The sequence below is a fragment of the Shewanella psychropiezotolerans genome, from assembly GCF_007197555.1.
Lineage (GTDB): Bacteria > Pseudomonadota > Gammaproteobacteria > Enterobacterales > Shewanellaceae > Shewanella > Shewanella psychropiezotolerans.
Window position 1 is genome coordinate 5825022 of the sequence record NZ_CP041614.1, and the last position, 21083, is coordinate 5846104.

Genomic DNA, 21083 nt, shown 5'->3' on the forward strand with positions numbered 1-21083 from the left:
TTAGAAAACTAGTATTAGACCTCCAAGTCCGCCGCCACTATACCCTTGCTTATGCTCGACTTTAGCAAGCTTCTCTTCTTTCAGTCTAACCTTAAATCGAGCTAATTCATCATCGAGATTAACGACCATGTCACTAATTCCGGACGGAACAATGAGTACAAAAAAGGCGTGCTCGAGTCGAGCACGCCTTTTTAATATGAGTTCAAGCTATTAATAGCATTCGCTATATAGCTAACTAGACTTTGGAATTCTCTTCCTTGAGGCCGATGCCGTCCATCCAATGATCGAAGTCCATCATATTGCCTGGTAACACGATTTTACTGGCGTTATTACTCAAACCATCGAGTTGCTTAAGATATTGAGCCCCTAGCTGCATTCGCACCACATTCTGTCCCCCTGGGGCAGAGATCACTTCGGCTATACGCTCGATAGACTCGGCGGTGGCGTGAGAAATAGCTAAGATCTCCTCAGCTTTACCTTCAGCTTCATTGATGCGACGTTGCATCTCACCTTCAGAAAGGTTAATCATCTCAGCCTTGATACCCTCAGAGCGATTGATCTTACTCTGCTTGTCACCCTCACTCTTGGCTAATAAGGCACGGCGTTCACGCTCGGCATTCACCTGCATCTCCATGGCTTTTTTTACCGTATCGGGTGGGGTAATATTCTTGATCTCATAACGATGGACTCTAATGCCCCATGTGGCTCCCGCCTGATCTAACACTTCGACCACTTTAGCGCTAATCACATCACGCTCTTCGAAGGTGCGATCTAAGGCTAAAGTACCTATAACAGAACGCGTCGTCGTCTGGGCTAACTGAATGGCGGCGTAACGGTAATCTGTGACTCCGTAGCTAGCCTTAACCGGATCTATCACCGAAATATAGATCACCCCATCTACCTCAACATTTACTTCATCGCTTGAGAAACACTCCTGAGGTGGCACATCTATAGTTTCCTCTTTTAGATCATGAATGTAAGTCACCTTATCGACGAAGGGAATCAAGGCATGAAAGCCTGCGTCTAAGGTAGCGTGGTACTTACCTAAGCGCTCGACGATATAAGCCGATTTCGTTGGCACTAAGCGAATAGATTGAAATAATTTGATGATGAAGACGGCGAAGATAAGTCCCCAAATACCCAACACGATAAAATCTGTATCTATTCCTGCAATCATGAGCGAGCTCCTTTCACTGTATTAGTCTTTGTCGAAGAGGAGCTTACGGCATGTGTCACCTGTTCCATTCCCTCAAAAAAACCTTCCAACTTAGCCATCTCAGCTGGCACAACGGAGACATCGGCCTCCTCCAAAATCTTACCTAACTGGACAATAAACTGTTCTTTTAACTGCATATTCATCGCATCATTACCGCCATTCACGGCCAATGCAGCCGACAACATTCTCATGCCTTCCGCTTTCGCCTTGGCGACTATGCTGATCTCCTGAGCCGTGCCTTTAGCCTCATTAATACGCTTCTGCTTCTGCCCCTCGGAAACATTGATTGCTTCTTGTCTCTCACCTTCAGATAGGTTGATCATCGCCGCTTTTTCGGCATTGGCAAAAGTGATCTCGGCGCGCTTACTTCGCTCTGCCTCCATCTGCTTCTCTAACGTATGAATAACGTGTCTCGAGGGAGTGATGTTCTTTATCTCATACCTAAGCACCTTGATACCCCATGAAGCGGAGGCCTTATCTATCTCACGAACGATGGACTCGTTGAGGCTATCTCGCTCAGAAAATGTCTGACTCAAGTTCAATTTACCTATCTCAGAACGCATAGTTGTCTGGGCTAGATTAACCGCTGCGAGGCGATAATTTTCGATGCCGTAACTGGCAAGCTTGCCATCCATCACCTTGAGATAGACTAAACCATCGACCTCGAGCTGAGTGTTGTCTTTCGAGATACAACTCTGGGGTGGCACATCTAAGACCTGCTCACGGATCTCATGCTTATATGCGACCCTGTCGAAAAAGGGGATCAAAAAATGAAACCCTGGTTGTAGTACGGCACGAAACTTTCCTAAACGCTCGATAACATTCACTTCGCGCATGGGGACGATCAACATTAACTTATAGAGAAGAAAAAAGATAAACAGCACAAATAGGGTAAACACAAACATAGATTCCATCCTTACTTATTGATTAATCTGTTGTTAATTAGATCTCGGCTTATTTGGTGTATTCAGTCCCTTGGTAGGGCTCGACAACAAAGGCTATATTCTCCCTGCAGATGATACGCACTCGAGTTCCGGCTGCTATTTCGCTGCCATCACCTAGGGCTGACCATTCAGTTCCTTGAAACTCGATACGACCCTGTTTCTGCGCCGGTCCTATGGCTTCTTTAACTAAAGCTATTTGGTTATAGAGCTCCAGCTCCTCGTCGGTGCTGGCCACATGAACATCTCCACCGACTAATTTCTGAGTCACTTGTCTAAAGCTCAGCAATAGGACGATAGATGCAATGAACCACAGGGTCAACGCCTGCACGATTCCATCGACGAACCCGACAGCGAGCGCTCCGGCAACCACTAAACATGCGCCGCCAAGTAAGATGACAATACCACCCGGGATAATTATCTCTGCCAGCATCAAAAAAACACCCAGACAGGCCCAGATGATGATGGGATTAGAAAACTCCATATTTCCCCCTGAAATCATGGTTTCGGTAAAAAACCACTATATCAGCAGTTAGCACTTTTCGCGACATAATATGTCGCGAAAAGTATATACTCTGCACTACAACAAGTTAATAAATTGATTATATGAATTAAAGCATTAGCTGAATTAGCGTCTATAACAGGAATACGGACCGAATCAAGAACTTGATACGAACACGATTTGATCTAGCTAGGATAGTCATTGAGTTCGGGACAAGATTACAACAAGGGAAATGTTAACGCTGCATAGGACGTGCAACTATCCTCTGCCTTGTGATGAAACTTAGAAATAATATCCAAAATTGATGTTAATACGCTTGTCCCAATCATCACCCACTTCAGGTAAGCCAACATGATCGTTATTCGCTGTAGAAAAGGTCATATTCTTACCCATGATGAAATCTACCATGGTATAAGTCGCGCCTGAAGCGATAGCTAGCCCAGTGACATTTTGCATGCTGTTATCATAACTCGTATCAAGTACATCAGGAGTCATCAAGCCAAAATCATTGTAGAATTTCAGACTACCCCAATCAGTTTTGATTGTTTTGGCAAAATTCACACTGTAAATTTGTCCCTTAGAGGCAACTTCATATTGCCAACTGAGTACCGACACACCGATTTTATTCTCATCTAAGCTATCAGCCGCATCGAATTCATACTGCATGGCTTGTAGCTGCAAATTCCAGCCATTGACACTAGCATTCATATGAGTTGCGACCGCATACCTATCACCGTTATTACCCGTTTTACTGTTGTAGATTTGCCCCACTTCAAATGAGCCGCCTAAAGTAGTCGAAATGCCATCATATACAAAGGTGTAGGTCTGACGCAGATTCAACTGATTAGTTTCTTCATTGTTATACTCAGTACCATTAATCGTTCCACTATAGAGATCCGTTGCGTAACGCTTGTTTTCACTTGCACCATATTCGGCATTTTTATAGAAAGCCATATCCGTATGCCAGCCATTATGTTCATAAACGGCTTTTATACCTACATCATGATCATCTTCAAAACCAAGGTAATAAGGTAAACCGAACCAGAAACTATTAGAAATAAATTCAGGATTACCGAATGGCACTTTATTTATTCCAAATTGCAACTGCCAATCAGCATTCAACTCATAGTAACCATAGCCATATCTAATGTAATCTGTACTGGATGCGAAACGGTATTCAGCTGCTAATCCCCAATCCCCCTTCTTACCATCAAATTTAATGGCTGCCATATCGAATGTGAGATCGCCAGCTTTATCCTTTGAGCTTTCGTCGTAATCTTTATATGCATAATTAACACGCACTGTCCCACCAATACTTATCCCGTCTTCAGCTTGCGCTGAAATACTCATCAAGGACAAGGAGACCACACTAGCCAAAATAGATAACACAAACTTATTTTCTTTCATTATTATCACCTTATTATTTTTATTTGACACAAGTCAACCCCCAGATTTTATAAATCCAAGTTAAAAATCAATTTAATTTAATTTAATTTAATTTAAAGCAACAAAATCTAACGATTAAATATATCTAACAAGTTATTTATTAATAGTATAGTACCTACAAGGTATCAATAACTTTCCTAGTACATAGGGAAAATTGGTTAACGGTGAGACTAGTCGTTACGCTTAGCCAATATTAATTGTCTAAGCCAAAATTATTTTCATTAAGTCTACTACTTACCAATTCCTGCCAGTAATTAACACCCTTCATTAATATATTATCATTAAAGTCGTAGCCAGGGTTATGTAATGCGGTACCGCCACACTCACCTTGACCATTGCCGAGTAATATATAACAACCTTTGACTTCGCGAAGCATAAAGGAGAAATCTTCACTTATGGTTAAAGGTTCGCAATTAGCATTCACGTTTTCGACACCAACAACTTTCTGGGCAGCATTAACAGCGTAGGTGGTTTGCTCTTTGCTATTAATTGTCGATAAGAAGCTATTATTAAAATGATACTCATAAGTCACATTTGCCGATATACACTGACCTGAAACAATACGCTCAATCGTGGCGTCAATCTTTGCTAAAGCCTCATCGGTAAAGCTGCGAGTATCTCCCTTAATCGTCACTTGTGTTGGGATCACATTTACCGTGCCATTGGTGGTGAATTCAGTTACCGAAATTACCGCTGTTTCATTTACCGCACTCAAGTTACGGGAGACAATAGTCTGTAAAGCGGTAACTATACTCGCCCCGACCACTATGGGGTCTGTTCCCATATGGGGTAAAGCAGCATGACCACCAGTCCCTATGACATTAATTTCAAAACTACTCTCGCTTGCCATCAAGGAGCCGGGACGAGTGATGAAATCGCCTTCCGGGACTCCTGGGAGGTTATGCATCGCATATACCTCATCAATCTTCCATTTGGTAAACAAGCCATCGGCTATCATGGCTTTAGCACCGACACCATGCTCTTCTGCCGGTTGAAAAATGAAGTACACAGTGCCATCAAAATTACGTGTTGCAGCTAGCTCGTGTGCGGCCCCGAGTAACATCGCAGTGTGGCCATCATGGCCACATGCATGCATCAATCCAGTATGCTGTGACGCATGCTCAAAACAGTTTACTTCTTCAATACGAAGGGCATCCATATCGGCACGTAGTCCAATAGAGCGTTCACTGTCACCACATTTCAAAATGCCAACGAGACCGGTTTTACCTATATTACGATGCACTTCGATACCAAATTCTTCCAGTTTATTAGCCACCATAGCTGACGTTAACACCTCTTCAAAACCAAACTCGGGGTGCTTATGGATATGGCGACGCCAGTTTACAACTTGCTCTTGTATAGTCATCAAAAATCTCTGCTTTATGTATTTATTTCCCCCATGTCAATTCAACAAGAGGGCATATTATTCTACTTAGGCTTAACTGGCTTTTTCAGCTTGAGCTGCCGCATCAACTACAGGGCTGGATTGCTGACTAGGCTCTACTTCAATCTGGTCTTCAGAAAACTCAGCTCTGAACATCTTGAAAGTGCTAACTATGCATAAAAACAACACGAACATCAGGGGCAGCGCGAAGATCAAACTGATACTTTGTAATAGATCTATGCCCGTTTTACTTCCCATCATTAAAGTCAGTGCCATAGCAGCTTGTGCAATAACCCAGATGATTTTCATTTTATTACTTGGATTATCAGTGCCATCTTCACACATGCTACTCAGCGTATATGTGGAGCTATTCAGTGAGGTGATGAAACAAGTAAACAAAGCAATGACAACACCAATAGAGATGACGGTTCCCATAGGGAATCCTTCCAGCACAATAAATGTTGCCGCTTTTGAGGAGGCTGCAGCGGCCGCAAGCACTTCAGGTTCTGATTGAATTCCTATGGTGCCAAAGAAAGCCACCCAGATAAAAATTCCAATACAAGGGATAAGCATTGAACCTAAGATAAACTCCCTCACAGTTCGTCCTTTCGAAACCCGAGCAATAAATGGTCCTACAAAGGGGGCCCATGCAATAGCCCATGCATAATAGTAAATTGGCCAACCTCTGATCCACGATGCTTCCTCTTCGGCGGCGAATGTAGGTAACATCAAACTATCTTGGAAGAAATCATTTAAGTAGTTACCTATTGTGTCAAAATAAACATTAATCATAGTGGTTGTTGGACCAACAACTGCAACCAAAATAATTAATCCAATCAATAAATAAGCATTGCAATCGGATAGTATTTTTATCCCCTTTTCCAGTCCAGTTGTCGTACAAGCTATGGTAATAACGACAATTACCCCGACCAAGATGAATGTGAGCCAAGCCGAATCAGGCGTGCCAAATAGGTAAGAAAAACTCACACTTAAAGAAAGCCCACTCTGACCTAGGGAAGTGGATATTCCGGCGATGGCACCAAACACACAAACAATATTGATGATCTTGCCTAAAGTGCCATTGGCTTTATCTCTGCCCCATGGAATTAATATATTACTGATAAGGCCATTTTCATTTTTACGGTACATTAAATAGCCGAGTACTAAACCGACTACGGAAAATGCAGCCCACGCCTGGATACCTTGGTGAATAAAACTTTGTTTCATTGCAAACTCAGCGGCGGCTGCTGTCTGGGGAGTAATACCTGTAGTCGATAATGGGTTCATATAGTGATACACAGGCTCTGCGACCCCCCAATACAACATCACAGTCCCCATTCCGGCAGAAAACAACATGCCTATCCATGAGAAGGTACTGAATTCAGGTTGCGCATCATCCGGTCCAAACTTAATGCTGCCGTATTTACTAAATGCAAAATAAAACATCACCATGACGTATGTGAAGGAGCCGGCCATGTATATCCAACCAAACGTATCCGTCAAATAGTTCATGGTACCAATACCTACGGTATATAATTGATCCGGAAATATAATTCCAGACATTACAATTAAGCCGATAAAGCTCATCGTACTTATAAATAACATTCGTCCTTGAGTCATACTTTCTTTATTGGTAATCATAAAGCTCTCCCGTAATTTATTTAATGATGACAAGTTCTGGTTCAGCACGCTGACTTAGCCATTCGGCACCGTCTTCTGTAATCACTATGTTTTCTTCATGAACCATAGATTTACCTTGCGCATAAACCATGCCCGGTTCCAACGTCATCACCATGCCGGGTTTCAGAACGGTATTATCGGAAGCGGTATTAGATGGACGTTCGGTTAACTCCATTCCCAGGCCATGCCCTAGTCGGCCAACATCATTACCTAAGGCACCATTAGCCTCTAACACCCCCACATCGCCAGATAGATGTCCGTTGTTGTAGCCCCCGGACGAGCAGCTTCAAAGCCTTTGCTTGTGGCTTCATAAGTCGCACGATATGCCGCCTTGGTTTGTTCGCTCGCATAACCAAACGCCCAATTTCTGTCGAAATCAGAGAAGTAGCCATCACGCACGGCTCCGGTATCTATGATCAAAACATCACCCTCCTCGATAACCCGATCTGTCGGGCCCATGATGATGCTGTCATAGCCATCAGGACCAGAACCCGCAATAATATAGGGGCACTCATCGGCACCTTCGTGAAGCATATCAATGCGAAACTGTTTACAGATCTCACGCTCATTCATACCAACACGGGCATAGCGAGGGATCTTGTCGAAGCCAAGATTAGTGATACGGCAAATTTCACGGGTTTTAGCAATTTCAGCCTGAGACTTAATTTGGCGCAGTTCATGTACAAGTAGCGACACATCCACAAATTCTTTTTTCACTAAAGACTGGAGCTCAAGATAGTTATTCACTGGCATGCGAAGGTGTGACTCTATGCCTAATGTGGCCCCAACACGACCATAACGGCTTGGCAGTGAAGTCAGGGTATCGGCAAGCAAACTAATCCCATCATCTTGGGGTTGTGGAGAAGGCCAGGTAATGATGCTCTCAATCCAGGTAGATCTCATACCACTGGCACCTATTTCTGGAATGACCGCGATAGGCTTACCCTCTAACGGCACAATGACAAACCATGGTCGAGTCGGACTGTGCCAAAACTGAGTATGGAACCCAGTAAAGTAACGGACATTTGGCTCAGTTGTAAAAATCATCGCATCTAACTTATTCTCATGCATGATTCTTTGAGCCCGTTTGGCTCTATTTTCAAATTCGGATAGTTCAAAACCACGCTGTAAATAATTAGCCATGTTAAACCTCTTTATTATTGTTATTAGCTATGAGTCAACAAGACTATTGTTAACCTTATTTACACAATTACACTGAACACAAATATATTTAAAGTTAACTTTTGTAACCGCAACATTTCAGTTAACTTTATTCAACTGAAAAGAAAACAGAATAAAACCCATTAATCTTATTTATCACAAGCTTAACATTTGACGTTACCTTGCGGTTACATTCAAGACTGGAGTGTAGATTAAAATAACAGTACATTAGTTACATAAAGTTAATTTAATATCGAGGAGTGATAAGCTTGATTATCAAAGTAACATTATATTCTGTTCACGATAGTGACCTAGAATGAGCCCGGTCATATATAGATCTTTTATCGCCGAATATACCAATGAAGACAGAGAGTTTTTAAACTCCTATTTTAGATTAGCCGAAACAATTGCTGATTTCATAGGCCCTCATTGCGAAGTGGTCATTCACTCTTTTGAGAGTTTAGAAAAATCAGTGGTAAAAATAGTTAACGGCCACCATACAGGGCGTAAAGTGGGCTCCCCCATCACAGATGTGGGTTTGAAAATGCTGCGTGAATTTGAACAAAGCGGAGAAGTCACTCCTAAATGCTATTTCACCAACAGCAAAGATGGCGATCAATTAAAATCAACAACCTGTGTATTAGCAGGAAAGAATAATAAGCCGGTTGGATTATTCTGTATCAATATGAACTTGTCACATCCTTTTCCTGAAATTATTAAAACATTAATGCCGGATGTAGCGACTAGGACTGGGATAGTCAGTGAAAACTTTAGTTCAAATGCAACGGATGTAATTGAGCAAGCCCTGAAACATGCGATACAAAAAATTGAAAATGATCAGTCAGTGAACCTTAAAAGCAAGAACAAGCAAATTACCAAGGTACTGCTTGAGAATGGCCTGTTTGAATTAAAAGATGCGACGGCTATGGTAGCCAATCGTTTAGGGATAACTCGCCACGCTATATATAAATACATTCGCGAGTTCAAATCATAACCATTGAAAATAAGAGATACACCATGAAAAAAACAATCCACACTGAACTAGCCCCTGCTGCAATTGGCCCTTACTCACAAGGTTCAGCATTCAAAGAGCTGGTATTTACATCTGGACAGCTGCCCCTCGATCCCAAAACAATGGCCTTTGTTGAAGGCGGTATCAAAGAGCAAGCAAGCCAGTCTTTGGCAAACTTAAAAGCCGTACTGGAAGAGAGCGGGGCATCATTATGCTCGGTTTTAAAAACAACATGTTTTCTATCTGATATGGAAAACTTTGCGGAATTTAACGAAGTTTACACCGAAGTTTTTGGCACCGAAGCTGCACCAGCACGCTCTTGTGTTGAAGCCGCCCGTTTACCTAAAGATGCACTGGTAGAAGTTGAAGCCATCGCTTTTATCAAGTAATAAACGGCGTACAAGGCCATGATAAATGGCCTCTATTCTTATTTTTTAGAAGTGATAATTATGATTAACATCTCTGAAAACCGTTTCTACAACGGTAAAACCAGCCCTCTTTTTAATAAAGATATTGCCCAGCAAGCCCGACAATTTCACAGTAAAATTGCAGGCTATGCACCGACCCCTTTAATCTCGTTACCCCAGCTAGCTAAACAACTGGACGTAAAAGCTATTTTAGTTAAAGATGAATCCCATCGATTTGGGCTCAATGCTTTTAAAGTACTGGGTGGCTCTTATGCCCTTGGCCGTGTATTGGCCAATCATCTGAGTGTGGACATTTCAGCTATCGATTTAAAAACGGTGTCATCTAAGCTAGATAAACCTATGGTATTTACTACTGCAACTGCGGGTAACCATGGAACGGGCGTCGCTTGGGCTGCACGAGAAATGGGCCAAAAAGCCGTAGTTTATATGCCAAAAGGTGCAGCACAAGCCAATGTTGATCGCATCAAGGCGTTGGGAGCCGAGTGTATTGTTACCGATGTCAATTATGATGATACCGTCCGTTTCGCAAGCCGCACAGCAGATGAAAATGGCTGGATGTTAATTCAAGATACCGCCTGGGATGGCTATGAACAAATTCCAACCTGGATATCTCAAGGTTACATGACCATGGCAGATGAGGCGCTGGAACAAGCAGCTGCTATGCCTCAGGGAGTGCCGACTCACGTTATGCTTCAGGCAGGTGTGGGTGCTATGGCCGGTGGAGTATTAGGTTACTTGTGCGATAAATTGGGGCCCGATAACTTTAAGACTATTATTTCTGAACCAGCCGCCGCAGACTGTATCTATCGCTCTGGCACCAGTAAAAACGGTGATATCACTTGTGTTAGCGGTGATTTAAACTCGATCATGGGAGGACTGGCCTGTGGTGAACCTAACCCGGTGACCTGGCCGATACTACGCGATTGCAGCGACCTTTTTGCTTCCGTTTCAGATAATGTCTCCGCAACTGGTATGCGTATCTTAGGTAACCCTCTTAAAGATGACACAGCAATAATAAGTGGTGAGTCTGGGGCTATTAATATGGGACTGCTGTATTTATTAGCCACACAAGCCGCAGAAATTCACTCTATTGCTACATCTGTTGATCTTAATCAGGATTCTGTGGTGATGATTTTTAGCACCGAAGGAAATACCAACCCCGAACGTTACCGTAAAATAGTCTGGGAAGGCATGTTGGCCGTTGACGGTCCAGCATAAAAATATCCCTTCAGGCTCATAACCCTGGAGGGATAGCTATATCTCGACATAACAGCACTCTGTCGAGATACATCTTATACCTTGGCCCCTTACTCTGCGTACAACAACCAATCTAATAACCAATCTAATAACCAATCTTTAATCAAGTCTGATGACAAACTATCAATAATTATCTCGTTTTACTCAGTGAAATCAAAAAATATGGTCTCATCATTGATTTTTTATTATTGTTATTTTTGTTAATACTCTGGCTCTGGCTGAAACAAAAAATTTCAGCCCCGCTAAGCACCTAGTTAGTGCTGACGATACTTTACCTTAGATGCTTCGAGTAGAAACTTACGAGCAGGAAAGAGTGAATTTAACTCCCTGCAAAAACAATAAGCACTTAATATAACAAGTAAAAATATGCCATATAGGCGTATAAAGAGGGTTTGAGATGAACAAGACATGGCTTTATTTAGCAATGCTAGCGGCACCACAAGCGGTAGCCGGAGACTTAATACACTGGTGGGATGCAAGTGTGACCGCTCTATATGGTGAGGAGTACGACCTTGCTCCTTCCGATAAACTCACCACCTTTACTTTCGAGACTGCCGGCGGCTGGAAATATGGTGATTGGTTCGCATTTCAGGATGTGACTCACTTCAATGGCTCAAATGTCGACAAAACCAGTACCACCTATGGTGAGATTTCCACACGCTTAAGCGCGGGGAAAATCTTAGGCCAAGAGATTGGCTTCGGCCCGATAACAGATCTATCATTGGCCATGACTTTCGAAGAGGGTGAAGGACCGGTAAAGAGCTTCTTATACGGTCTGGGCATGGATATAAAAATCCCTTACTTCACCTACTTTACCCTTAACACCTATCGTCGCCATGCTATCAGCAGTGGCAACATCAGCGACGGCTGGCAAGTAACCCCCGCATTTAGAATGGATTTTCCCGTGGGTAATTCCACTATCGTTTTCGATGGATATATCGATTGGGTATTCGCAACAGACAACCAAGGTTATGAAGAGAACTTCCACTTCAATCCTCAGTTAAAATACGATCTCGGTGCCGTTATCTTCGGCGAGCATAAGAAAAATAAACTATTTGTGGGTATCGAATATGACTACTGGCAGAACAAATATGGTGTTGACGGCATAGATCAGAACACCTACTCGGTGATCGCCAAATACCATTTCTAATCCATAATAACGAAGAAGGCGCCTGAGGCGCCTTCTTTATATCTGTATTACTGGCTAACTAGCTCTAACTCATGCTATTAAGCCAGTAACTTCTTCGCCGCGGCAACAACGATCGAGATGGCGCTCACCTCAGTTTTTTTCATCATAGCTTCATCAGGGATCTCCTGCTGAGTACGATTCACGATAACACCCGCAACACAGGCCGCACGCCAACCTTGAGAAGCACACATGGTAAATAGCGTCGATGATTCCATTTCATAGTTCAACACGCCCAAGTCCTGCCACTCTTGCATCGAGCCTTTGAATTGACGTGTCACTCGGCCTGAAACTGTATCGTAACGCTCTTGACCTGGGTAGAAGGTATCTGAGGATGCGGTAATACCGATATGTGGCTCAAGACCAGCTTCGCGACATGCAGCTACCATAGCGGTAGTACACTCAAAGTTAGCTACGGCAGGGTACTCCATAGGAGCGAAGTGCAAGCTTGCACCATCCAAACGTACCGATGCTTGTGTCACAATCACATCACCAACATTAACTTGAGGTTGAATTGCACCCGTAGTGCCGACGCGTAAGAAGGTCGTCACCCCCAGTTGAGCCAACTCTTCAACGGCAATAGACGTCGATGGACCACCGATACCCGTAGAGCAGATAACCACAGCTTTGCCGTCTATGTATGCCAGGTAACTGGTATATTCACGATGGCTGGCTAGAAATGTCGCCCCTTCCATCAATTCGGCGATGCGCTTTACCCGCTCAGGATCCCCTGGCACTATCGCCAAGCTTGCTCCATCTAACATTTTTTTAGTCAAGCCTAAATGAAATACATCAGACATTGTGAAAACCCCTTTCAATTTTGATTATAAAATTCTTCTAATTTCGACTTTAACCTAGTATCGAAGCAGATAAGGTTAACTCGATCACACTTTTTCTGGCAACAGGTAAATATTTTGATGTAATCCAGTTACGAAAACAATTCTTTGGTCTATCGAGTCTAATTAGCATAGATGCCCATAAAACTCAGTAATATAGGCACTCCCATAGGGCCAGCCAGTTCAAATTAATTAATGTTAGCCTAGTTGACGCAGATCACATTCATCGGTAAAAAACTGAGCTAATTTAAACTTAAACCAGAAGAAAAAACAGCAGGAGGGATACAAACTATGTTTCCGGAATACAGAGAACTAATCACTCAACTTAAGAGTGATGACGCCCACTTTCTAAAGGCTTTTAACAAGCATAATGCGCTAGATCATCAGATTAAGGAGCTTGAGCAGCACAGCGCCAGCGATTCAAATAGTCAGATCCATGAATTGAAAAAAAGAAAACTGCATCTGAAAGAAGAGATATTTTCGATCCTGAAAAAAGCCGGATAATGTAGAACGCTTGCCGTGACTCGTCACTAAAAATGGGCGCTAAGCGCCCATTCAATTTATCGTCGTTTTTACCCCGCACTCATAAAATACCAATCGGTATAAGCACTAAAACGGCCACAACAAAAATACTGCTTAGGTTATCTCAATGCTTTGAGCAAGGCTTCACTAGAATCAAAAATTATCACATCGACTATTTTAAGCTTATCTAATCTGATCAATGTCGCCTTATCTTTCTCACCGGGTAGCATCTTAGTTACATCTCCATCCCTATCCAGCCCCATGGAAAAAGGCAGATCTTTCATCTGAGGAATAGCCACGAACCTGGCAATCAATGAAGGCATGCCACTGATATCCGCCACATACACTAAATGATCCTGGCCTTGTTCATTACCGTCCTTGAGCAGCTCGAGGGCTTCCTTGATGATATCGCCACCTTTCATGTTGCGGCTAAACAACAGCACCTCAGTACCAGAAGACACTACCACTTCATTTTCAAACTGATCTTGCAGTTGGAACGAGGAGATAAGCTCGCCTTCGGCATAGAAAGATGCCTGAGCAAAGCCAGCAAACAGGGTACAGATGGCAAAAATAAGTGCTCTCATGATTTATTAGCTCCTGAATTAAGTCATATAAGGCAACAGAGTATCCTACCCCAGCTGATATCACCGCAAGCGTCGCACCAATTCATGATCTTCTTCACGTTGAATCTCAAGTTGCACAAGATGCCAACTGGAAATCCGGCAAATTACTAACAATATAACTACAAATATCAACAGATATGGGTAACATGATCATCCAGCCTCAGCATCTAGCTCTGCAGTTATTTTAAAGGACAAGTTATGACGGAAGATCATCTACAACAGGAGATCCAGCAACTACAAAATGTATATTCGCTGATCACCGAATTTTTAGTGCAATACAGTTTCCGCCTAGTGGGTGCACTCTTCATCTTCTTGATAGGTCTTTGGCTCGCAGCTAAAGTCTCAAACCTAGTCACCAGACAGTTTGAAAAACACGGCATAGATCTCACCCTCAGCAGCTTCGTCAGTAATCTGGTACGCATACTGATCATCATCATGGTGGCCATCATCTCCTTAGGCAAACTGGGGATCAGTATCACGCCTATGGTTGCTGCGATAGGTGCCGCTTCTCTCGGCGCAGGTTTGGCAATACAGGGCATGCTGTCTAACTACGCGGCAGGTATCACTATCATAGTGACCCGGCCTTTTGTGGTGGGTAATACCATCACAGTGAAAGAGGTCACGGGTATAGTCAAAGATATCTTCTTGGGCATGACAGTGCTAACCAATGAGGAGGGGGAGCAGATAAATATACCCAATAAACATATAGTCGGCGAGATACTGCATAACTCCTTTGCCAACAAGCTAGTCGAAACTCAGTTCAACATCAGTTATAAATCCGATCCAGAGCAGGTCACGGCACTGGCTGAAGAGATCTTAGCCGCAAGCCCTAATGTATATCAGGACAAGGGCGCTCATGTGGGCATCAATGGCTTCAACAGTATAGGTATCGAAATAGGCATACGTTACTGGGTGCCGACACAGACCTATTATCAGGATAAGTACCAAACCAACTTAGCCATTTATAAGGCACTCAACACCGCTGGCATCGAGATCCCATGCCCGATAAGAGAAGTCCACATCGAAAGATAGCCATATATAGAGCCTATTTCTCTACAGGCCAGATCACACGTTAATTCGTTTTCCTTATTAATATTAAGTTAAGGCTTACTATTAATAAGGAGTTAAATCTCATCAATAATATACAAGACAAGATTAAACCAACTTAAATCGCATAAAATTCAATAAGATGAACAAAAACTTGTTATGTATACCTCTATTCAAACAAAACTATCACCAAAATAAAATCACTTAAAAGCTTAAGTGAATCTTAAGCACCACAAGGGTTTGACCCTATATATAATAAATTCAAATAATCATTATAAGAGATACTCTATCGATCAAATCCGCAGTTTCCCCCAAAATGCGTCCCATAGAAACAAAACACATAATGATTTTGAAATTTCCATTAGGGAGCACAAAGATGAAAAAATCACTACTAGCTATCGCACTGATGAGCGTTTTCTCATATGCAAACGCAGCAGATGTCGACAACACTTGGTACATAGGTGCCGGCGCAGGCCAGAGCAACTTCGAGGGTGTTGATGTAACAGGCGATTACCTAGGTGACGATAGTGACTTAGCCTGGAACGCTATCCTAGGTTACCAGCTAAACAAATACTTCGCCGTAGAAGCTGGCTGGCAAGACCTTGGTACTCTTGATGATAATCATATGCGTACCGACAATGGCCAAAACATCGAAGTCGACGGTTTTACACTGGGCTTAGTTGGCACACTTCCACTTAACGAAAAGTGGTTCTTAACTGGTGAAGCCGGTGCTTATCAATACCACATCGCCCATCAGATGACTGCTGACCAATATGTCAGTGATACAGATACCGCTGCTTACTTCGGTGCAGGTGTTGGTTACAACATCACAGACTCTCTAGCTATATCAGCTAAATACCGCCGCTTTGCAGGTATCGATGAAAATGCATGGAACACGGCAAATATGGATGCACAAACTGTAGGCATTCAAATGACTTACCGTTTCGGTGTGACTCCAACTCAGACTGCGGCCGTACTACCAGCAGTGATCAAAGAGACTAAGCCTGCACCACGTCCAGAGCCAGTCTACGAGACGAAAGTTGAAAAGAGCAGCATTGCCGTACTGTTCGGTTTTGATTCTTCAGAGCTAAGCAGTACAGCTCAGGCGAAACTTGACGAAGTCGTTCGTCTCTCTAAGAAGCATGACAGCGATGCCATCATGCTTATCGGCCAGGCTGATAATCAAGGCGATGCAAGCTACAACCAGAAGCTTTCTGAAGCACGTGTACAGCATGTTGAAGACTACCTGACGTCTCACGGCGTTGAAGTTCAGCAGCTAGATCACCAGGCATCTGGTGAGCAAGATGCTCATGCTAACTCGACTCAAGAGCGAGCTCTCGAACGTCGCGTTATCATCACTCTAACCAGTGAAAGCCAAGTTATTGCATCTTAGACTTGAGATGTAACTCTGGAGGCCAGGGATAGGCCTTTAGTGTGTTAGCGCACAAATTTGTCAGAGCATATGGACCCGACCACTCTAGGATTGAGTATCTGACTATAGAAAGGATTCACTATCTCTGGAAAGGAAATGCTAGAGGCCAGAAGACAACCTATTAAGGATAATAGGTTGTTGAACATGGATAGATAGACTTCGGCTAGGCAGGAAGCTAGTTACACAAGATGTGTAAGTCAGAAGCAGATGGAACGAGTTACTTCATTCATGCGGGATGCACCAGAACCAGGACGTACTGGTTTGAAGTGAAATTAATATAAACGATGAATTTGTACCAGATACGGATAACACAGTTTAATCAGGCGGAATGCCTGAGCCTAGGTAAGGATATTTGGGCTGTTAAACAAGATGGAACTTTTAAAAGGATTTAGGCTAAAAGGAAAGAATTTATCCCTCTTAATCAATACACTTGGTTAAGATGCAAGTTTGTGACCCCTAAGGCCAAGGATGGCCTTTTTTCACGTCTTATATCTATGCTGAAATCATTTTTTCATCTATAGTCAAACAGTTATGAGATCATACCTTAGAGCTGCTGGATGCCATTAAAAAGAAATTTCGATCTACTTAAAGAATGTGACCTAAATCTATTGATCGCCTTATCTGTGCTGTTAAAAGAAGCACATGTAACAAAAGCAGCGAAAGAGCTTGGCTTATCTCAATCAGCCATGAGTCAGGTGCTCAAACGCCTAAGATTAATGTTCGAAGATCCTCTGTTGGTGAAGAGCCACAACGGCATGACACTCACCAACAAGGCGACGGCTATAGAGCAAGATCTCAAGCCTCTGCTCAATCGAGTCATCAGCATACTAGAGGGAGATGAATTCGATCCGGCCACTGCGCAGGGGCGGATCAGAGTCATGATGAATGACGTTATCGCTCAGCTGTGTATTACACGTTTAATTAAAGATCTGGACAAGTATGCACCAGGCATAGAGCTTGAATATGTCACCCAGAAGACCCAAGGTTTTAAGATGCTCAGACGTGGGCACATAGATCTTATTGTCGGTTTTTATGACAATGTACCTAAACCAATAAAGAGTAGAGTCATTGCTCATTACCCTTGGCAGATGGTGACACTCGATAAGAATGCGGCTCAATATAGTGAAAGCTTACATCGAGGTGACAATGTCAGCGATGAGAGTCCATTTCAACTTCTGAGATACCTGTATCAGGAACATAATCAGATCCATGTCATCAATGCGCTGAAGACCATCAACGCCGAGGATGCATCTTACTCACTATCATCGGGCTCTTTAGGCACTATGATACAGGCCTTGACAGCACCCAAAACGGCAACCTTGGTACCTCATTTCTCAACTGGCGTGCTAAAGGAGCGTAATACAGAAGATTTTATCTGGCTCGGGGAGCCTATCGAGTTGGAGCTTAAAGTGTGCTGGAACATACATCATCGAAATAGTAAATTGCAGAAATGGTTTAGAACGCTTATTTCATCGATTCTTATTGAACAGTTAACCGATAAAGATGTCATTAAATGAACCACTCGGATCTAAAAATAATTCAACGTTGCGATCTTAACCTACTGCTGAGCCTGACAGTGTTGATCGAGGAGCAGAGCGTTTCCAAGAGTGCCGAACGCCTCGATATATCTCAACCAGCCATGAGTCAAAATTTAAAGAAACTACGCCATTTATTCGACGAAGCCTTGTTTATTAAACATGGTCAAGGCATTAAGGCGACGGAGAAGGCGCTGGCTTTATTACCCAACTTGCTGGAATGGCTGGAAATGAGCAGTCGATTAATATTGCAAAAAACCTTCGATCCTAAAGAAGTACATGGCGTCATTCGAATCGCATTTATCGATAGCATGACGTCCGAAATTGTCCCTCAGATACTCAAGATGGTGATGCAAACGGCACCTAATGTCGAATTGGAGTTCTTACATCAACCTAAAGATATGTTTGCCATGTTAGAGTCAGGGGAAATTGACCTCTGCGCCGGAGGTAAAGTCGTGCCCCCGGCAAACATATACGGTCGTCATATCACCAGAGATAAGTTTTGTATCGCTTCCAGTCCGGATCATCCCATCAATCAGTTGGTCAAGCCTAGTCTGGAGGAGATTTTCAGTTTCGATACAGCGGAGTATTCATCCTCCAGTGCAGCCGAGACACAGGTTAATCAGTTAGTGCAGGCCCATAACCTGACTCGAAAAGTCAGCTTCTCCAGTAGCTCTATGTTGGTTCTCAGAAATGGATTACTGGCGGGAAAACATATCGCTTTTCTTTCCGATACCATTATCCATAATACCTATTGGCAAGATAAACTGGCCTTCATTCACCATGAAGAGATGCCAGTAATTGAGAGTGCTTTGTATTGGCACGCAAGAGTCCATAAGGACCCACTCATCCAATGGTTTAAAGATTACTGCCTGAGTATAACCGACTCTTTCAGATCGAGCAGCAGCCTCAGAGACTGACCCACAAGATCCCAGAAGTGCAAAACACAGCCTAACTTAGGCAGCTAGAGACCCCGCTGCCATTCCTGCCTGAGTATGGTTTCCTGAGGTCTATGTATCGCACCCTCAACTTGGGCAAGCAACTCGCTCTTGTCCTTGCCCAATACACCTTTAAGCACCAGATAATTCGATGCATGATCCGAACGAAATATCGTTTTATTCAACTCCAAATTCTGCAACAGGGTATGCATCTCCCTGAACAATCCCATCTGATCGGGCAGTTGAAAAAGGCCGCCATAAGCCTTATCCATTCTCTGTGTGCCCAAAGGCAGCGTCACGACTAGAGTCGAAAGGAATTCTGGCTGAGCCGCATTCATCAATCGAGCCGAGTTTATCGCATGTTGATGGGACAAGTCGACACCACCAAGTCCGTTGAGAATCATCACAGAAGACTTAATACCGGCAGCCTTTATCTTATTCAGCGCCTCTAGAGAGGACGCATAGGTCTCTCCTTTTTCGATGCGTTTGAGCACCTCATCATCGCCACTCTCACAGCCGATATAGAGCAAAGACAAGCCTAGCTCCCTCAATCTAAGCAACTGTTCTGGGCTCTTGTTTTTCAAGTTTCTCGGCAAGCAGTAACTGCTTATTCTCGTGACTTGAGGCAAGTGCTCCCTGATCAACAAACAGATCTCTTCCAGTCTGGAAAAAGGCAGGCTCATGGCATCGCCGTCAGCCAGAAAAACACGACTTACACTCACTCCCCGACGAGCCACCGCCTTAATATCATCGGCCACTTTATCCAGTTTCTGGGCGCGAAAGCGTTTCTGTGGTGCCGTGTACATGTCGCAGAAGCTGCATTTATTCCAGCTACAACCATTAGTCACCTGCAAAATAAGTGACTTCCACTCAGATGGGGGACGAAACACAGGCTCGATATAATTCAGCAAGTTAACCTCTTCTAATAAACTCACACCTAATAAACTGTGAACTCGCTCTCAAGAAAGACTTTTATCTACTTATAAATAAGTATACGATGATTCAGTTCAATTTTCGTTCAGTAATGAGCTGTTACTATAACACTTCACCTAGCCTCAATTCGAGGATAAGTGAGCGCACAAAGTGCGTAAACAGACAGGCAGCATCGGCCTGCATACGTGAAGATAAAAATATGCAAATAGCACAACAACTGCAAGATAGGCGAAGCACCATCCCGGAGCAAAGCGAACATTGGCACTCAATGAGCGCCGAGCAAAAGATGGCGCTATACAGCCTACATCGATTCGGATATCGACTCTTGTTTGTCCGCCATTTGCCCTCTGGACCATTAGCGGTGATCGCACAGCATAACCAAGTGGCGAGTATCTGCCAGCAGGGTGAGGTTGATTTCGACACTAAGGTCCAGCTAAGGGAATAAACCTCAATTTATTGCGGTAATACCCAAAAGAGGAGCACTCCACTAATCTCTGGAGTGCTCCTTTTATTTACCGGTTTTATAGAGCATATCCAGATGTGGTATCCCATCTTCCAGATACACCTCGGACACAGGCTCGAAGCCTAACTTCTGATAGAAACTCTTCAAGTATTCCTGACCACCTAACTGAATATTCTCATTGGGCCAATAGGTATAAGCGACCCTCATAGATTCAGTCATCAGTAGATGGGCGACACCAGCTCCCCTGGCTTGCTCCGCCACCGCCACACGACCAATACTAACCTCTGGATAACTTACACCGGGGGCTAATACTCGCGCATAGGCCACAATATCACCCAGAAGATTTCGTCCAAGTAAATGCCGTGTTTCACTGTGTCTATCTTTATCATCCAGCTCCGGATAAGGACAATTTTGCTCCACCACGAAGATATCTACCCTAAGCTTCAGCAGCTCATATAACTCATCGACCGAGAGTGCATTAAACGCCAATTCATTCCACTGCATTTTCATTCTCCGCCAAAGTAAAAGATCAGTCTATCAC

General features: G+C 43.4%; 22 protein-coding genes and 1 pseudogene. 10 read left to right on the forward strand and 13 right to left on the reverse strand.

The window, feature by feature from the left end; all coding sequences use genetic code 11:
* The 9 genes and pseudogenes from FM037_RS29855 to FM037_RS25445 all read right to left on the reverse strand — a co-directional run.
* Window positions 1-138 (reverse strand): annotated as a pseudogene (locus tag FM037_RS29855) (rhombotarget lipoprotein); the annotation flags it as partial.
* Between the two features lie 97 nt (window positions 139-235).
* Complete coding sequence (locus tag FM037_RS25415; RefSeq protein WP_144048291.1) at window positions 236-1177, reverse strand: SPFH domain-containing protein; 942 nt, start codon at window positions 1175-1177, stop codon at window positions 236-238.
* A complete protein-coding gene (locus FM037_RS25420; RefSeq protein WP_144048292.1) occupies window positions 1174-2121 on the reverse strand; it encodes an SPFH domain-containing protein in 948 nt (315 codons plus the stop codon). Before FM037_RS25420 ends, FM037_RS25415 begins: the two co-directional genes overlap by 4 nt.
* Before the next feature lie 49 nt (window positions 2122-2170).
* Window positions 2171-2641, reverse strand: a complete 471-nt coding sequence (locus FM037_RS25425) for an NfeD family protein (RefSeq protein WP_144048293.1) — start codon at window positions 2639-2641, stop codon at window positions 2171-2173.
* 300 nt (window positions 2642-2941) lie between these two features.
* Window positions 2942-4066, reverse strand: a complete 1125-nt coding sequence (locus tag FM037_RS25430) for a hypothetical protein (protein WP_407695618.1) — start codon at window positions 4064-4066, stop codon at window positions 2942-2944.
* Window positions 4067-4298: 232 nt separating this feature from the next.
* Window positions 4299-5471, reverse strand: coding sequence for a M20 aminoacylase family protein (locus FM037_RS25435; RefSeq protein WP_144049139.1), 1173 nt, complete (start codon window positions 5469-5471; stop codon window positions 4299-4301).
* Between the two features lie 72 nt (window positions 5472-5543).
* A complete protein-coding gene (locus FM037_RS25440; protein ID WP_144048294.1) occupies window positions 5544-7130 on the reverse strand; it encodes a BCCT family transporter in 1587 nt (528 codons plus the stop codon).
* Between the two features lie 16 nt (window positions 7131-7146).
* Window positions 7147-7404 (reverse strand): M24 family metallopeptidase, encoded by a 258-nt coding sequence (locus FM037_RS30050; RefSeq protein WP_267874831.1) that lies wholly within the window; start codon window positions 7402-7404, stop codon window positions 7147-7149.
* Window positions 7398-8312: a M24 family metallopeptidase gene (locus FM037_RS25445; protein WP_267874832.1), complete on the reverse strand. Its 915-nt coding sequence runs from the start codon at window positions 8310-8312 to the stop codon at window positions 7398-7400. The genes FM037_RS30050 and FM037_RS25445 overlap by 7 nt, the downstream gene beginning before the upstream one ends.
* A 334-nt stretch (window positions 8313-8646) precedes the next feature.
* On the opposite strand from FM037_RS25445, the gene FM037_RS25450 reads away from it, so the two are divergent.
* The 4 genes from FM037_RS25450 to FM037_RS25465 all read left to right on the forward strand — a co-directional run bounded on the left by FM037_RS25450 (window position 8647) and on the right by FM037_RS25465 (window position 12177).
* Entirely contained in the window at window positions 8647-9324 is a 678-nt protein-coding gene (locus tag FM037_RS25450) for a helix-turn-helix transcriptional regulator (protein WP_144048295.1), read from the forward strand.
* Window positions 9325-9347: 23 nt separating this feature from the next.
* The gene (locus FM037_RS25455) at window positions 9348-9731 is read left to right on the forward strand and encodes a RidA family protein (RefSeq protein WP_144048296.1); all 384 of its coding nucleotides are present in this window, start codon (window positions 9348-9350) and stop codon (window positions 9729-9731) included.
* A gap of 60 nt (window positions 9732-9791) precedes the next feature.
* Complete coding sequence (dpaL, locus tag FM037_RS25460) at window positions 9792-10988, forward strand: diaminopropionate ammonia-lyase (RefSeq protein ID WP_144048297.1); 1197 nt, start codon at window positions 9792-9794, stop codon at window positions 10986-10988.
* 436 nt (window positions 10989-11424) lie between these two features.
* Complete coding sequence (locus tag FM037_RS25465; protein ID WP_144048298.1) at window positions 11425-12177, forward strand: ion channel protein Tsx; 753 nt, start codon at window positions 11425-11427, stop codon at window positions 12175-12177.
* 77 nt (window positions 12178-12254) lie between these two features.
* Here the strand turns inward: FM037_RS25465 and udp are convergent, their stop codons facing one another.
* Window positions 12255-13013 (reverse strand): uridine phosphorylase, encoded by a 759-nt coding sequence (gene udp / locus FM037_RS25470; RefSeq protein WP_144048299.1) that lies wholly within the window; start codon window positions 13011-13013, stop codon window positions 12255-12257.
* A gap of 327 nt (window positions 13014-13340) precedes the next feature.
* Here udp and FM037_RS25475 point away from each other — a divergent pair, with 327 nt between their 5' ends.
* Entirely contained in the window at window positions 13341-13553 is a 213-nt protein-coding gene (locus FM037_RS25475) for a YdcH family protein (RefSeq protein ID WP_144048300.1), read from the forward strand.
* Between the two features lie 137 nt (window positions 13554-13690).
* On the opposite strand, the gene FM037_RS25480 is transcribed toward FM037_RS25475, so the two are convergent.
* On the reverse strand, window positions 13691-14155 hold the full coding sequence (locus FM037_RS25480) for a hypothetical protein (protein WP_144048301.1): 465 nt from the start codon (window positions 14153-14155) through the stop codon (window positions 13691-13693).
* Between the two features lie 237 nt (window positions 14156-14392).
* On the opposite strand from FM037_RS25480, the gene FM037_RS25485 reads away from it, so the two are divergent.
* The 4 genes from FM037_RS25485 to FM037_RS25500 all read left to right on the forward strand — a co-directional run bounded on the left by FM037_RS25485 (window position 14393) and on the right by FM037_RS25500 (window position 19128).
* Window positions 14393-15226, forward strand: a complete 834-nt coding sequence (locus tag FM037_RS25485; RefSeq protein WP_144048302.1) for a mechanosensitive ion channel family protein — start codon at window positions 14393-14395, stop codon at window positions 15224-15226.
* Between the two features lie 391 nt (window positions 15227-15617).
* Window positions 15618-16634: an outer membrane beta-barrel protein gene (locus FM037_RS25490; RefSeq protein WP_144048303.1), complete on the forward strand. Its 1017-nt coding sequence runs from the start codon at window positions 15618-15620 to the stop codon at window positions 16632-16634.
* 596 nt (window positions 16635-17230) lie between these two features.
* Window positions 17231-18190 (forward strand): LysR family transcriptional regulator, encoded by a 960-nt coding sequence (locus tag FM037_RS25495; RefSeq protein WP_144048304.1) that lies wholly within the window; start codon window positions 17231-17233, stop codon window positions 18188-18190.
* Complete coding sequence (locus tag FM037_RS25500; protein ID WP_144048305.1) at window positions 18187-19128, forward strand: LysR family transcriptional regulator; 942 nt, start codon at window positions 18187-18189, stop codon at window positions 19126-19128. Before FM037_RS25495 ends, FM037_RS25500 begins: the two co-directional genes overlap by 4 nt.
* 44 nt (window positions 19129-19172) lie before the next feature.
* On the opposite strand, the gene FM037_RS25505 is transcribed toward FM037_RS25500, so the two are convergent.
* Complete coding sequence (locus FM037_RS25505; RefSeq protein WP_144048306.1) at window positions 19173-20057, reverse strand: radical SAM protein; 885 nt, start codon at window positions 20055-20057, stop codon at window positions 19173-19175.
* 221 nt (window positions 20058-20278) lie between these two features.
* On the opposite strand from FM037_RS25505, the gene FM037_RS25510 reads away from it, so the two are divergent.
* On the forward strand, window positions 20279-20524 hold the full coding sequence (locus FM037_RS25510) for a hypothetical protein (RefSeq protein WP_144048307.1): 246 nt from the start codon (window positions 20279-20281) through the stop codon (window positions 20522-20524).
* 63 nt (window positions 20525-20587) lie between these two features.
* Here the strand turns inward: FM037_RS25510 and FM037_RS25515 are convergent, their stop codons facing one another.
* A complete protein-coding gene (locus tag FM037_RS25515) occupies window positions 20588-21046 on the reverse strand; it encodes a GNAT family N-acetyltransferase (protein WP_144048308.1) in 459 nt (152 codons plus the stop codon).
* Between the last annotated feature and the right edge of the window lie 37 nt (window positions 21047-21083).